A 15,018-nucleotide genomic window follows, 5' to 3' on the forward strand; every position below is an offset into this window, starting at 1 on the left:
CTCCAATCTTTCAATATGTTATCAAATTTTTCAGTTTTATTTTTAATTTCATTCAATTATTATCTACTATATACATCTTCCTGAGCATGAAATCCATCAAGAATAATGGTTTCGTCGATATTATTGGCATCAACGGCGATTGGAGGCAACAGTAAGTAAGGGACATGTGATTTTCCATTATTCACCGTTTCTTTCACCCCTATGTCCTCTCCTTCTGCCAACTTCACAGCGAGCTTTGCAACCTCCTCGGCAAGTTTTCTAATCGGTTTATACACGGTCATCGTTTGCGTACCATCTACAATACGCTGTGCTGCTGCCAGATCTGCATCCTGTCCTGCAACTGGAACTTTCCCTGCAAGCCCCGCTTCCTCCAGTGCCTGTATGGCTCCGCCAGCTGTGGCATCATTTGCAGCAATGACAGCATCAATTTCACCAGCGTTTGCCTCTAACGCTTGTTTCATATGTTTGTAGGCATTTTCCGGATCCCAGTTTTTTGTCCATGCATCATAAATAATCGTGATATCACCTCGATCAATAGAAGACTGCAGTACATTGAATACGCCTTTTTTAAATAGGTGGGCATTATTATCTGTTTCGGCTCCTCCAATGTAAACATATTTGCCTTTTGGAACCATCGAGCTGATTGCTTTAGCCTGCAGTTCGCCAACTTGCTCATTATCAAAAGAGACATAAAAATCTATATCAGCATTGCGGATCAGCCTGTCATAGGAGATTACTTTAATTCCTGCCAAATGAGCCTTATGAACTATAGCTGCCGTCGCTTCTGCATTGTGAGGTACCACTACAAGCAGATCAACTCCTTGATCAATAAGCGTTTCTGCTTGTAAGACCTGCAGTGCGTCATTGCCGTTTGCAGCCATGACTCTGACGTTTGCTCCTAAATTCTCCGCAGCCTGTTTAAAAAGATCTCTGTCCTTATACCAGCGCTCTTCTTCTAGCGTATCCATTGAAAATCCGATTTCAATAGGATCCTTCGAAGGAGCAGGAGCTTGGATTTTTACTGGGGGAATAGGCTGCTGCTTCGCCGTTTCATTATTTTCACAAGAAGTTAAACAGGCTGCTGCCGCCAAAAGCATAAGAAGAAATAATTGCCGCAATGGTCTTTCCTCCATTCTTATTTTCGGAGCACTGATTTACGATATTCCATCGGTGTAATGCCGCACATTTTTTTAAACACCTTGCTAAAATAGTTGGGGTCATGATAACCCGTTTCAAAGGTGATTTCTTTTATACTTTTCTTTGAATCTCCTAATAAGCCTTTTGCCTTCTCCATACGGCATTGTGTTAAAAAATCAATATAATTTATCCCTAGCTTTTCCTTAAACATTTTACTAATATAGATGGGACTTAATTCAACAAGCTGCCCTAAATATTCGAGAGAGATATCTTCATGTGAATGTTCAAAAATATATTGTTTCAGTTTGTGGAACGTGTCTGCTTCAAGACGATCATAATGGATCACATATAATTGTTTCATTCCTTCAAACATATGGTCAGTAGCTCTCTTAAGCTCACTGACATTTTTTAACTCATACGAATAGACAGGTGTTTCAACTTCCATGCCAAGCTCACTCATTACACGGGCAGCCACCCAAAGCACTTCGAGTACTCGCTGCTGTGTGGAGTGAATGGAGGTTCCTTTCTTTTCGTAATAAGTAATCATCTCACTTACATACCGTTTGATGTATTCCCACTGACCCAATCTTATTTGATCTGAGAATTCTTTGCGCTGATGAATCCGTGGCTTTCCATCACTCTTATTTCCTATTTTAGGCACATCCTCATAGAATCGATATTTCACAGGAAGAGATGTGTCCATCGTGGCGATTAATGCGTGCTGATATGACTGTCGGATTTCTTTCAGACTCTTACATACACTGCCAATACCGATAAACCATCCATCTGTTTTAGCTTTTGATAAAGATATTAGTTCACGTGCAAGGTTCAACGCCTGTGACCGATATGTTTTTTCATGATCACAGCATATAATGATGGGAAGCTGATTTCCATATATGGCACCGATCCAGCCCGTTTTTCTGCTTCGAATTTTTTCTTTTACCAAAGGATAAATATGTTCTTCTCCTGCCGGCACTATTAGCAGCATCACATACATATCCGTCGTATATGGAATTTCAAGCATCTCCACAAGCAGATCAACATGGACATCGTGAACATGATCAAATAAAAGCTGTGTAATGATGTCTGTTTCAGCTAGCGCAAGGGTTTTTTGCTGCTGAATCCTCCGTTTTTCCAAAGTAAGATGCTCAGCTTCAATTTTTTCCAAAACCTTCCCAACCACAGAGACGATATCACTGGCACGGCTGGGTTTCAGTAAATAATCCTTTACCCCCAGCTTTATCGCCTGATGTAAATATTCAACTGTATCATAAGCTGTCACCATAATAAACTGAATGTCAGGAAATTCATCTTTAATCATTTTTACAGCTTCCAGTCCATTGATCCCTGGCATTTTTATGTCCATTAAAATCAGATCAGGATGAAAAGTTCTGGCCATTTCAGCTGCCTCCTGCCCATTCCTGGCCTGTTCAATTAGAAGTGTTGAGAAGCTGTTCTCTAGTATCGCCTGCATCCCTTCTCTTTCAATTTGCTCATCATCCACCAACAGGAGTTTCATCATGACATTCAACTCCTTGCTTATTTATTTTCAAGACCACTTTCGTCCCGCTTCCTTTCTCACTTATGATCTCAATGACATCTTCGCATCCATAAAATAGCCGCAGTCTTTTTACAACATTCGGAAATCCAATTCCAGTTGAATGACCTTCTGTCTGAACTGGCCGCTCTTCAAGGATTTGCTGAATTTTTTCTTCTGGCATCCCATTTCCGTTATCCTCTATTTCTACGAGGACAAAGCCACCTTCCTCTTTTATGCGGAAATAGATAACCCCGCCTTCAATATTTGGTTCAACTGCATGAATCACAGCATTCTCAATAATCGGCTGCAGCGTTAATGCTGGAATTGGCACATTCAGACATGCAGGATCAACGTCGATATGCAGCTGAAGGCGATCTGTAAAGCGCGCCTTTTGAATATCCATATATTGCTGCAGTACCAGTACTTCTTCTTGCAATGAAACAGAGCGGTCCAGCTGTTTTAAGTTATAGCGAAGAATCCCTGCCACACTTACTAGAAGATTACTTGTCTCCTCTGAACCTTCGAGATACGCTTTTTTCGAAAGGGTATTTAGTGTATTGAATAAAAAATGCGGATTTATTTGACTCTGCAAGCCTCTAAATTGACTTTCCTGCAGAAGAATTTTACTTTGCTGCAGCTCCCGTTCAAGCTGAGCTTTATGTTTCATTTCGGAAATAAACCCATTAATATTGATTCGCATCCGATCAAAGGTTTTCGCTAAAAAAGCAATTTCTCCCTTTGTTTTTATTTCAATTGGCAAATCGAACCTTCCTTTGGATAACTCGTTTGCTGCTTTCGTCAGCTGCAAGACTGGTTTTGTAATACTTAAAGAAAACCAATAAGTCGCCACAAGCAGCAAAAGTGTAATCAGGAGCAATATCCATAATCCCAGTTTCAGCACTTCCTCCGATTGTGCAATAATGCCGCGGTAAAACCGATCATACGTTTTAAGCTCTTGATCTAATAAAGTTAACGTCATTTCTGAGATATAAGTTGAAATCCTTGTCGCCTCTGAAAATTCCTTCGTGTATGCTTCATTATCTTTTTCTCCGTAAAACAGAAGCAGCCGATCAGTGGTCTCTGTAAAACTATCAATCATATGCATATAATTGGTTAACGTAAATTGATTTTCTGCATTGCTTAAAGTGGATACTTCATCTTTCGTTTCTTCTATATGTGCCATGCTGTCATTCAATTGGGCAAGCTTGACCTCCGCAGGATCCAGCAGATAGTTGTTCAAGTCTGTGATTACTTGCTGAGTGGCATTCGTCATTTCATTCATGATTAAATATCGCTGCAGAATATCATTATATTGATTATGCGTTTTATAATTGTAGTATGTAAGCGTTATCCAAATTGTCGACATAAAAACCATAACAATCGTTGTTAACATTAATATATTTCTTTGAATACTGCTCATTACATGTTTCCTGCTTTCACAATGTGAATATCTGTATAGTATCCATTGATATTCAGCGGAACGGTTTCCCCATCTAACCACTCAAGGAGCCTTTGAACACCAATTTTACCCATCATTTCCGGATCTTGTTTTACGATGCCATCCAGTTTTTCCTCTTCAAGCAGCGGCTGAAGTTCTGGACCATCGTCAAAGGTGTAAAGAAACATTGGTTTTATTTGAAAACGTTTACTAATCTCTTGAATCATCGGCCCTGCCATCTTCCCATTTAATGCAATAAATGCTTTTGCATCCGGGTACGTGTTTAATACCCCCTGTGTAGCAGCAATAACGGGTTCTCGCGTATGTGCTGTTTCCGTTAGAACGAGCTTAATATCCGGATATTGGCTGAATTCATCCTGTATACCGCGCAGCCTTTCCTCCTGATAAAATTCAGAATGACTATCATACAGCAGCACGACACTTCCAGCCTGGCCCATATCCTGAATTAAACTTGATGCCAGCATTTTTCCGGCCTTGAATTGATCTGATCCTACATAAGTTTTACGAAGACTTTCTGTCATTGGCACATCATTAGCGATCGTTATAACCGGAATGCCATAAAAGGATGCTTTCACTTTCGTCATTTCTTTAAACTCTTCTGTATCTAACCCTTGGAGAATTAAACCATCAACCTTTGATTGTATAGCAATATCTATTTTTTTTAGAAATTCTTGTTCATTATTATTATAACTGCCCCAAACCTCAAGGCTAACAAGCTCCTCTTCAGCCTGCTGTGCTGCGCCGCCGGCAACTCCATCCCAAAAGGGCGTATCTAAATCTTGAGTAATTAATACGAGTCTTCGCTGTTCCTCTCCTTTTATCGAGCTGATTTTCTGTGAATCTGAGCGAAGAATTTTCTTCGCAGAATCTACTGTTAAAAAACACAGTGTAATCAATACACTGATCAGCAAAATAAGAGCCGCTTTTTTTCGCAATCGAAATGACCCCTTCCCCCTATGCGAATCTAAGATCATTTTATCATGACCATAAAAAATTTGGATATTAGTATTTTTGGATAAAATAGGCCGACCAGGTGCACAATTCGAGGATTATCAGATTTGGGGTCTAGCTTTTATCTAGATGAAATAATAAAGGGGACTTATTTTTATAGCCCCCCTTGCAATCTATCTTTTTTTCCTTGTCATAACATCAAAAATAACTGCTCCAGCAAGCACTCCGCCGCGGATCATATATTGATACGAAATCCCGACACCAAGCAAGTTCATCCCATTTGTCAGTGAAGCCATAACAATTGCACCAATGATGGCACCTGTTACCTTTCCAACACCGCCAGCAGAAGAAACCCCGCCTACGTATGCAGCAGCAATTGCATCCAGTTCAAATAAAGTTCCTGCTGTTGTCGTCGCAGACTGCAGCCGTGCCGTAAACAAAATACCTGAAAGAGCCGCCAGCATCCCCATCGAACCAAATACAATATAAGTAATCTTTTTGACATTCATACCGCTCAGATGTGCTGCTTCTGGATTGCTTCCCACCGCATAAATATGACGTCCCAGCACGGTCTTCGTTGTAAGAAAGTGATAAAGTATTACGACAAGCAGCATAATGATCACTGTCCATGAAAAACCATTATATCCGGCTAAAATCCATGTAATATAGGCAATAATTGCCGAAACAAAGACTAATTTTAAGACAAAGATACCTTTTGAAACAACCTCAAATTCATACTTAATTTTATTTTTTCTGTTGGAGAACTCACTATAAATATAAAATAAAATACCGGCAATCCCGACTAAAATAGAGAGCAGATGCAGCCCGCTGACTTGCAGCAGAGATGGGATATAGCCATTTCCAATCGCATTAAACGTATCATCTTGAATAATAATGGTTCCAGTTTTTTCAGTTACCTGCAATAACGCTCCGCGGAAAATGAGCATCCCTGCCAATGTGGCCACAAAAGAAGGAATCCCAATTTTGGCAACAAGGACCCCATTTAACAGTCCCACCATTACCCCAAGAATTAAAATGATTGGAATGGTTAAAAACACGGACACACCGGCCTGTGTTAATAAAATTGCGGCAATGGCGCCAAGAAATCCAGCTGCATAACCAACTGATAGATCAATATGCCGGATGACAATCACAAGTGTCATCCCGACAGCAAGAACGGCAATATAACCTGCTGAATCTAATAGATTACTAATGTTGCGGGAAGACATGAAAAGGCCGTCCGTCATAATCGAAAACGTCAAAATAATAACGAATAAAGCAATATACATGCCATAATCACGAATATTTTCACTAACGAGCGTTTTTGCTTCGTTAAATAAGTTCATCTGTTTAACCTCCTATTGCGTTGCGAGTTCCATGATTTTCTCTTGATCGGCCTCTGCTATTGAAAGCTCACCTTTGATCTCTCCCTGTGCCATCACATACACCCGATCACTCATCCCCAGCACTTCTCCCAGTTCAGAGGAAATCATGATAATACTTAATCCGTTTTCAATCAGCTCATTCATAACCGAATAAATCTCAAACTTAGCTCCAACATCAATCCCTCTTGTTGGTTCATCTAAGATCAGCAGCTTCGGCCCTACAAACAGCCACTTTGCAAGTGACACCTTTTGCTGATTGCCGCCGCTTAACTTGCCAACATTCTGTTCAATAGAAGAAGCTTTTATATATAGTGACTTTTTATAGCTTTCAGCAACTTTGATTTCCTCATTATCATTAATCACCCCGCCAGAAGCGATATGATGCAGATTGGCTGCAGAAATATTGTTTTTAATATCCTGAAGAAGGAAAAGTCCATCTCCCTTTCGGTCCTCTGTCACATATGCTAATCCAGCTTGAATCGCATCACTTGTATGCTTAAATTCTTTTAACTCTCCATTGACCATTAAGTCCCCTTGAAGCTTATACGAATTGGCATTTCCAAAAACGCTAAGAGCCAGTTCTGTGCGCCCGGAGCCCATCAAGCCCGCAATACCGATAATCTCTCCCCGCTTAACATGAAGATTGACGTTTTTAACGACATTTCTGCCTAATTGCGGATCATAAGCAGACCAATTATGCAGCTCCAGAATTTTCTCTTCTGAAGTGTGTTTTGGTCTCTTTGGATAAATATCATCGATTTCGCGGCCAACCATATTTTTAATAATGACGCTCTCTGATATTTCACCCTTCATCGCATCAAGTGTGCAGACGGTCTCTCCATCTCTCAGCACTGTTGCTTTATCAGCAATTGAGATAACTTCTTTGAGTTTATGAGAAATCATAATACTTGTAATTCCCTGGTCCTTTAACTCCGATAAGAGATTTAGGAGGTTTTCACTGTCATCTTCATTGAGAGCGGCTGTTGGTTCATCTAAAATCAGCAGCTTTACATCTTTCGTTAGTGCCTTAGCGATTTCTACAAGCTGCTGTTTCCCAACACCTAAATCCTTCACAAGCGTTTCTGGATTCACCTGTAAATTCACTTTTTGAAGCATTTTTTTCGCTTCAACAATGGTCTGATTCCAATCAATGACACCGCCATTTTTCACTTCATTGCCGGCAAAAATATTTTCATAGACTGTTAAATCCGGGAATAAGGCCAGCTCCTGATAGATAATGGCAATTCCCTCTTTTACACTATCGCTTATTTTATGAAACTGCTGTACTTTTCCTTCAAAAACGATATCGCCTTCATATGTTCCATAAGGATACACACCGCTGAGCACCTTCATTAAGGTTGATTTCCCAGCACCATTTTCACCTATTAAACAATGAATTTCTCCTTTTTCTACTTTAAAGCTAACATTGCTTAAAGCTTTGACACCCGTAAAGCTTTTTGAAATTGAGTTCATTTCTAGAATATTTTGAGCCATACTTTCACTCCTATCACCTAAGCGGATGTGTACATCACTTCACCCGTTCACATTCTTCACCAGCAAGGGGCTTAGAATGGCGAAATAGTGATAGATTGCTCTATCACTACCTGCCACCAGCAATCTTACAGTCCTGTAAATTCGCTTGCCTCGTAATACTCTGAATCAATTAATTCCTTCTGCACATTTTCTTGGTCCACGACAATGACGTTTGTCTGCTTTGCTTTGACTTCAACTGCGCCATTATCATAAGAACCTGTTGTTTCAGGTGTATCACCGTCTAGAATTGAAATCGCCATTCCCATTGCATCTGTTACAAGGGTACGTACATCTTTAAAAACGGTCATAGATTGTTTGCCATCAATGACATATTGAATGGACGCTTTTTCTGCATCCTGCCCTGTCACTGTGTAAGAAGAAATATCACCATCAGAAGCAAACACATCTGCAATTGAACGAGATGTTCCATCATTAGGTGCAAGGATTGAAATATCGCCCTTCATATCAGCTCCAACAGCAGTTAAGTTCGTTTGCGCTTTATTTTTTGCTTCATTTGGATCCCAGTTTGTTGTTACCTGGCCAAGAATTTTACTCATTTCATCGCGTGTAAGCTCTGCCTTGTCTTTTAGCGCTTCTGCTTCACTTGAATTGGCAATTTTAAAAGTGCCGTCAGCGATTTTAGGCTGAAGAGTGCTCCATGCTCCTTCAAAGAATAAGAATGCATTATTGTCTGTTGCTGCTCCTGCATACAAGTAAAGCGGTACATCTGTGCCTGATGCTTGATCGATTAAATATTGACCTTGTGCCGCACCAACAGCAACGCTATCAAATGTTACATAATAATCTACTGCGTCTGTATTCGTAATGAGACGGTCATATGCAATAACCGTAATGCCTTCTTTCTTAGCAGCTTCTACAGCTGATGCCGCTGCATCACCGTCTTGCGGACAGATAATGAGAACATCAATGCCTTTGCTGATCAATGTTTCCACATTTTCTTTTTCTTTTGCTGAAGAGCCTTGGCTGAATAGTATTTCAGTTGTGTAGTCAGAATCATCTAAAGCAGCTTTGAAACGTTCTTCATCCTGAACCCATCTTGGTTCATCCTTTGTCGGCAGGACAATCCCAACATCTACTCCGCTGCTGCTTCCGCCTGCACCGCTGCTGCAAGCTGCAAGCATCGCTGCAAAAAGTGTAAAAACAAGCAATAAGGACAATCTCTTTAATCGTTTTCTCATTCTGAAACCCCTTTCAAAATTGTTTGTCTGTTTACACTTTTCATTATATTTCGGCAGGGGTTTAGTTTGTAAGCGTTATCAATAGTAATCTTTTAGCATTAACTGGATTTTTTTATTGTTAGAGGTTTATAGGTTAGAGGAGGGTTTATACAGGAAGTTTTAATGGGAAATATATATTTAATAATTATTACTTATTAATAAAGCAGGATCACGCTATGTTAAGTTGGTTGATTGAAGCGGAAGGCTGCGAGACTCCTGTGGGACGAGTGGGAAGGTGAGACCCCACAGGCGCATGATGCGCCGAGGCGGCTCACCTCCCGCCCCGCGGAAAGCGAGCTGCCTGAAGTGGAAATCAACCTAGGCAGAAACTCTTAAATTTTTCCTCTGTTTCCTAAATACCGCTTTCCAAACTATAAAGTTAGCAATTAATAAGATGCCTAAGTATAGATACGAACCGTAGCTCAGCTGATTAATTGCTAAATAATGCCCGCCTGCTAATAGTCCAACAGGAATGAACAATATAAATGATTTCCACCCTTGAGAATTGCCCACTTCTTCAAAGGGTTTCGAAAAAGGAATCCTACTCCCAAAACTAACATAACAAATCACTGTATATAGGAAGCCTGCCACGAGAACAGCTGCTAAGTCCGGAATAATTCTTGTTCCATAAATGATGCAGAAAATAATGCCTAAAACAATATATAGCGGAATATAAAGCGAAATTAAAAAGGCTTTTAAACTACTTTTACGTAAATTGGTATAATCGTCAATCGGAAAAATTTTATACACCCAGGAAGCCTTATACTTACTCGAATAGCCTAACATGAGCACTGTCGTTGGGATAATCAGCATACTGAAATAAATATTCAGATAGCTGACACTTTCTGTGAAATCAGCTTCCCCGCCAGCTGCAACGTTAAATATAAAGATAAATGGAATTACCAATGAAAAACCTAGTGATGGATAGACCTTCAGCTTAAACTCCCGCTCCTGCTTCATCATTAAGGACGTAAAGCGATAGAAAGCTCTTTCATCGTTCGTTTTGCAAATGATTTTTAACAGCAATTCTTTGAGATGATTTTTTCTTTCTTTTTTTGATTTGCTTGAACTTAAGAGTTTCTGCAGATTTCGCTCAAATGTCGGAATAAGTTTCATATATAGCCAGATGGATATAATAGGAACGACGATAGCTAAAGTGCTAAAAGCAATTGTCATAATGGAAGTATTTCCATTCAGCAATAATTCGTAAGGTGCCGCAAACCACATGGGAATAAGGAAAATGCTCCACCAATGATAATCTGCCACCATATTTAAATCGACAAATTCAAAAGACCTGGCAAGGAATTGATACCCCACCATCAGCACTAAAGATAAGCCAATTTGCACATAATTAATCATATCTTTTAGCTTTTCTCCATCAAAAAACTTCAAAATGGCAATATATAAGATTGCTGTGATAACAACAATAAATATATTAATAAGGAACAATTCTATAATGGTTATAAGGAAAAAGAAGATTCCTTGCCTAAATAGGCTAACCACAAGCGGAATGGCTGTCAAAGCGATCGATAAATAAGATAAATAAATGAAAATATGCATAAACTTAGCCGCATTGATTGTTTTGGCAGAAATCGGCTTTGTTAATAAAATGCTTCGATCTCTAACATCAAGTAAGACATTGGAAAAATCAGCAATCATCGACGTCATAATCATAAAAATAATAATGGCATAAGCAATACTAAGCTGAAACAGATAACTGTCTCCAAAACCCATAAAAGGAATTAGAACAAGACCAATAAGAACATAAATCCATAGTGATTTCATGTATCCATACTTTTTGTCCTCTTGCCCTTTTTTGTTGGCATCTTGATTAAAAAAAGTCGGTACTCTGCGCTCATCCATGGTCAGTTTGATCTGGAGAATTTTTCTCATGGCAGTATAATCCACACCGATTTTCGCAAACAAAACCTGAAATTTATCAAGCAGCTGTAAGGTTTTAAAATCGTCCATTACTGCACCTCTTGAACAACGGAAACAAATCTTTCGCCAATTTCCTTATGATTATTAAAGCCTGTCAATTGATTAAAAATACCTTCAAGCGAGCCGCCCATATGCCCTGCTTGCAGTTGTTCAAACGTGCCATCTGCTGCAATTCTCCCATCATTCAGCAGGATAATGCGGCTGCTGATTTTCTCACTCTTTTGCTCTGCTGGAGGGCACTTTCACCCGCCCTTTATGCCCCCCACCTCCTTTTCCCACACCTAACGAGCACTTTCATCCTCCCTTAAACCAACTTAGACCACCACCTTGTCATCCTTTCTTCCTTAAAAAACAAAAACCCGAACTCTTTTAACCATAGTTCGGGTTTACCTTCTACCTCAGATTCTCATCACACTTACTTATATAGTAAAAACTGCTTTCTTACTTTTAAAAATGAACGTAATTCGTTTTCCCATTTGTCTTTCATTTCTTCCACAGACTTTCCTGATTCAATGTCTTCGCGTACCCATCCATTGCCGATTAGCTGGTCGAAAAAGGAGATTCCGCTGCTGTTTTCGGCTCTGAATTCAAATTGATCCGGATATAAGTCATGAATTGTTTTAACCATTTGCAAGCCTGCTTCAACTGGCTTAAAGTCATCACGATCGGTAATATGGATTTGGACTCCATGTGAAAGACTGCCTGCGTGCTTAGAGAATGTCGGTGTGAAAGAGGCAGCTCTGAATGTTACTCCAGGCAACTTCTTTTCATTTAAAACTTTAGCAAGGTCATCGCCATTGATAAAAGGTGCACCAATTAGTTCGAATGGCTTCGTAGTGCCGCGGCCTTCAGATATATTGGTTCCCTCGATTAAAGCACCGCCAGGATAAGCTAATGCTGTATCCAAGGTTGGCATATTTGGAGATGGCATGATAAATTCCAGAGGCGTATCATCATAATACATACTCCGCTTCCAGCCTTTCATTTCAACCACCTGCAAATCTGCACCAATTTCAAATTCTTCGTTAAAGAGCTTTGCCAGTTCCCCAACTGTCATCCCGTGACGGAGCGGAATAGCGTAATTGCCTATAAAAGAAGAATATTCCATATCCAGTACAGGTCCCTCTACCTTTAATCCCCCGAGAGGATTGGGCCTATCCAGAACAACAAAGGGAATATCGTTTTCCTTTGCTGCTTCCATCGCATAAGCCATTGTGTATATATACGTGTAGAATCGGGTCCCTACATCCTGGATATCAAATAGCAGAACATCTACTCCTTCGAGCATTTCTGGTGTCGGTTTTCTCGTTGCGCCATATAAGCTGTAAACAGGCAAGCCGGTTTTTTCATCAATATAATATTCAACATATTCTCCTGCCTGTGCACTTCCCCTTACTCCATGTTCAGGTCCGTATAATGCAACAAGATCTGTTTCTGGATCCTCGTGCAATACATCAACAATGCTGTTTAATGATTGATCAACGCCTGTTGGATTCGTAATTAAGCCGACTTTTTTACCTTTGATTAAATCCTTTTCTTTATCTAATAACACCTCAACGCCTAATTGGAAGCTTTTCCCCTTCTTTTTCTTGTCATTCTTCGCTGAAACGCCTGCTAAACCGGAAAGCACTAATGTAATGGTTATTAAGAAAATGATCCATTTCTTCATTCAAGCATCTCCCCTCAATTGATTCCCAGAAACAGCAGACTCCACTTACGAAGCCGCTGTTCCTAAAAAACTTTTTAAAAGTTCAATCCATGGCCAAATTCATATAATGTATTTCCGTCAAGATCAGGTATGGTAACAGGCAATTGACCGCTTGGATTGATCTCACCGAAAATAGCTGCTGCAGAAGCCTGGAAGCTGGCCGTTCTAAACCCATATTGCGCGATGTAAGCATCCACTTCATTGAAAGACATGATATCGTATGGGTTGCGAATTCCAACTGCAATGACTGGCACCTCTGTCTGGGCTGAAATATCACGGACCATCTTCATCTGCGGATGGTCGTAAGTGCGGCCAGCTACATTGGATGTATGTGAACCGACTATGACAGCATCTGCATTAGCAATCGTTTCTTTCTGTTCATCGGTTAGTACAAAGTTTGATGCTACTGTAATAACGTCTGCATTCTGATGATACTTTTTAATTGCATCACCAAGCTCGCCAATATAGTTGCTGCCTACTACAGCAATTTTTTTGTTTCCATCAGGATGAAGCGGAAGAGCGCCGTTATCATTTTTAACCAATGTAATGGATTGCTGTGCCGCTTCTTTTTCGATTTGTTTATGTTCTTCAGAGCCAACTACTTGCACCGCATTTGCAATTTTATCTTCAATGGACTGCGGCTTTTCCTGCTTGATTACCCCCCGGTCAAGCTTTAACTTTAAGATTCGCTCTACAGATGCTTCAATTCGGTTTTCAGAAATTTCACCTGTTTTCACTGCCTCTACAAGTCCTTCGGCAACCTCCTGCAAGCCAACAGGCATAAGAACAATATCTGTTCCCGCTTTCACTGCTCTGATTGCCGCATCAACAGGCCCAAAATGATCCGCGATGGCTTTCATATTCATGGCATCGGTGGTAATAACCCCTTCATATCCCATCTCGTCTCTCATCAGTTCAGTCAGCACTTTATAAGATAATGTTGCCGGAAGTGAAATTTCTTCTCCCGTTTTTTGCGAAATCACTTTTGTATTGTCAATGTTCGGAAATGTGACATGTGCGGTCATGATCGCATCAATTTCTGCCTCCATTGCTTTTTGGAATGGATACAGTTCTACTTCTTTTAATCTTTCTAGGTCATGCGGAACCTCTGGCAGTCCTAGGTGTGAATCTACCGCTGTATCTCCATGTCCAGGAAAGTGCTTGGCCGTTGCTGCCACACCTGATGCCTGCATGCCTTTTGTATATGCAACACCCATTTCGGCGACAAGCTCAGGATCTTCTCCAAACGAACGTACGCCAATCACCGGGTTATCAGGGTTGTTGTTTACATCTAATACGGGTGCAAAATTCATGTTAAAACCAAGGGCGTTCAATTCTTCACCGATTGCATGCCCAACTTTTTCCGCCACTTCAGCAGAGCGGGTCGCTCCTAATGCCATATTGCCCGGCATGTCGGTGCCTGATTGAAGACGGGTAACGATACCGCCCTCCTGATCAATAGTCATTAGAAGTCCATATTTTTCAGAAGCTTCTTCATAGGCAGAAACCAGTCTGGCTGTTTGCTCTGTTGTCACAACATTTTCTCTGAAAAGAATAACTCCGCCAAGATGGTAATCCTTAACGAGCTGTTCGATTTCAGGAAGCATTTCAGTTACATTTTTCCCATCCCAAGTTCTGAAATCCGGCATAAGCATTTGCCCGACTTTCTCTTCAATGGTCATGGAGCTAATAGACTTTGCAATTAGATCATATTGCTTACCTTTTTCTTTCTTAAAAAATGGTTCTTTGGATTTGTGATTTCCTTTGAATTGAATGGCAATTCGATCACGATCCTTGCCGGCTGATACTGTAATAAACGTATTTCCTTGTTTGCCGGTAAATGTAATCTCACCATCGCTGCTAACAGTTGCAACATTTTTATTAGAAGACTTCCATTTTAATGTTTCGTTATTGACTGTTTTGAACTGGCCATCGTTATAGACATTAAGGACAGTCAGTTTATAACCATCAGCCGGCTGTCGATCTAAGTCAGGCACATTTTCCAATATAATAAGATCTTTTGTTTTGCTCTTGGCTGCCTGTACTCCAGCTGGCAGTGCCATAGAAGCAAGGAGCAATATTGTCAGGATACCTACAAGTCCATTCTTTAAGAAGTTTTTCATGAA

10 protein-coding genes and 1 pseudogene are annotated in these 15,018 nt (G+C 40.3%); all 11 read right to left on the bottom strand.

The genetic code is table 11. From position 1 onward, the window contains the following. Window positions 1-59: 59 nt before the first annotated feature. The 11 genes and pseudogenes from xylF to A6754_RS19965 all read right to left on the bottom strand — a co-directional run bounded on the left by xylF (window position 60) and on the right by A6754_RS19965 (window position 15,015). Window positions 60-1,118 (bottom strand): D-xylose ABC transporter substrate-binding protein, encoded by a 1,059-nt coding sequence (gene xylF, locus A6754_RS19920; RefSeq protein ID WP_257298747.1) that lies wholly within the window; start codon window positions 1,116-1,118, stop codon window positions 60-62. A gap of 17 nt (window positions 1,119-1,135) precedes the next feature. Continuing rightward, on the bottom strand, window positions 1,136-2,659 hold the full coding sequence (locus A6754_RS19925) for a response regulator (RefSeq protein ID WP_066450063.1): 1,524 nt from the start codon (window positions 2,657-2,659) through the stop codon (window positions 1,136-1,138). Further along, on the bottom strand, window positions 2,634-4,097 hold the full coding sequence (locus A6754_RS19930) for a sensor histidine kinase (protein ID WP_066450067.1): 1,464 nt from the start codon (window positions 4,095-4,097) through the stop codon (window positions 2,634-2,636). The genes A6754_RS19925 and A6754_RS19930 overlap by 26 nt, the downstream gene beginning before the upstream one ends. Beyond that, entirely contained in the window at window positions 4,097-5,071 is a 975-nt protein-coding gene (locus A6754_RS19935) for a sugar ABC transporter substrate-binding protein (RefSeq protein ID WP_066450069.1), read from the bottom strand. Before A6754_RS19935 ends, A6754_RS19930 begins: the two co-directional genes overlap by 1 nt. A gap of 189 nt (window positions 5,072-5,260) precedes the next feature. Further along, window positions 5,261-6,433 carry a sugar ABC transporter permease gene (locus tag A6754_RS19940; protein WP_066450072.1) on the bottom strand — a complete coding sequence of 391 codons (1,173 nt, stop codon included), beginning with the start codon at window positions 6,431-6,433 and terminating at the stop codon, window positions 5,261-5,263. Window positions 6,434-6,445: 12 nt separating this feature from the next. Continuing rightward, complete coding sequence (locus tag A6754_RS19945; protein ID WP_066450074.1) at window positions 6,446-7,966, bottom strand: ATP-binding cassette domain-containing protein; 1,521 nt, start codon at window positions 7,964-7,966, stop codon at window positions 6,446-6,448. A gap of 125 nt (window positions 7,967-8,091) precedes the next feature. Continuing rightward, entirely contained in the window at window positions 8,092-9,204 is a 1,113-nt protein-coding gene (locus A6754_RS19950) for a sugar ABC transporter substrate-binding protein (RefSeq protein WP_066450076.1), read from the bottom strand. 357 nt (window positions 9,205-9,561) lie between these two features. Then, entirely contained in the window at window positions 9,562-11,214 is a 1,653-nt protein-coding gene (locus A6754_RS19955; protein WP_066450081.1) for an ABC-2 transporter permease, read from the bottom strand. Next, window positions 11,214-11,399 (bottom strand): annotated as a pseudogene (locus A6754_RS23095) (ABC transporter ATP-binding protein); the annotation flags it as partial. The gene A6754_RS19955 and the pseudogene A6754_RS23095, both read right to left, overlap by 1 nt. 200 nt (window positions 11,400-11,599) lie before the next feature. Then, entirely contained in the window at window positions 11,600-12,853 is a 1,254-nt protein-coding gene (locus A6754_RS19960) for an exo-beta-N-acetylmuramidase NamZ family protein (protein ID WP_066450082.1), read from the bottom strand. A gap of 74 nt (window positions 12,854-12,927) precedes the next feature. Next, on the bottom strand, window positions 12,928-15,015 hold the full coding sequence (locus A6754_RS19965) for a glycoside hydrolase family 3 N-terminal domain-containing protein (protein ID WP_066450084.1): 2,088 nt from the start codon (window positions 15,013-15,015) through the stop codon (window positions 12,928-12,930). Between the last annotated feature and the right edge of the window lie 3 nt (window positions 15,016-15,018).

Origin of the sequence: Cytobacillus gottheilii, from assembly GCF_001636345.1 — a bacterium.
Lineage (GTDB): Bacteria > Bacillota > Bacilli > Bacillales > Cytobacillaceae > Cytobacillus > Cytobacillus gottheilii.

Coding starts and splice junctions, on each gene's coding strand:
- A6754_RS19950 (WP_066450076.1), bottom strand. CDS start 9,204: ATGAGAAAACGATTAAAGAGATTGTCCTTATTGCTTGTTTTTACACTT.
- A6754_RS19940 (WP_066450072.1), bottom strand. CDS start 6,433: ATGAACTTATTTAACGAAGCAAAAACGCTCGTTAGTGAAAATATTCGT.
- A6754_RS19930 (WP_066450067.1), bottom strand. CDS start 4,097: ATGAGCAGTATTCAAAGAAATATATTAATGTTAACAACGATTGTTATG.
- A6754_RS19955 (WP_066450081.1), bottom strand. CDS start 11,214: ATGGACGATTTTAAAACCTTACAGCTGCTTGATAAATTTCAGGTTTTG.
- A6754_RS19945 (WP_066450074.1), bottom strand. CDS start 7,966: ATGGCTCAAAATATTCTAGAAATGAACTCAATTTCAAAAAGCTTTACG.
- A6754_RS19925 (WP_066450063.1), bottom strand. CDS start 2,659: ATGATGAAACTCCTGTTGGTGGATGATGAGCAAATTGAAAGAGAAGGG.
- A6754_RS19960 (WP_066450082.1), bottom strand. CDS start 12,853: ATGAAGAAATGGATCATTTTCTTAATAACCATTACATTAGTGCTTTCC.
- A6754_RS19965 (WP_066450084.1), bottom strand. CDS start 15,015: ATGAAAAACTTCTTAAAGAATGGACTTGTAGGTATCCTGACAATATTG.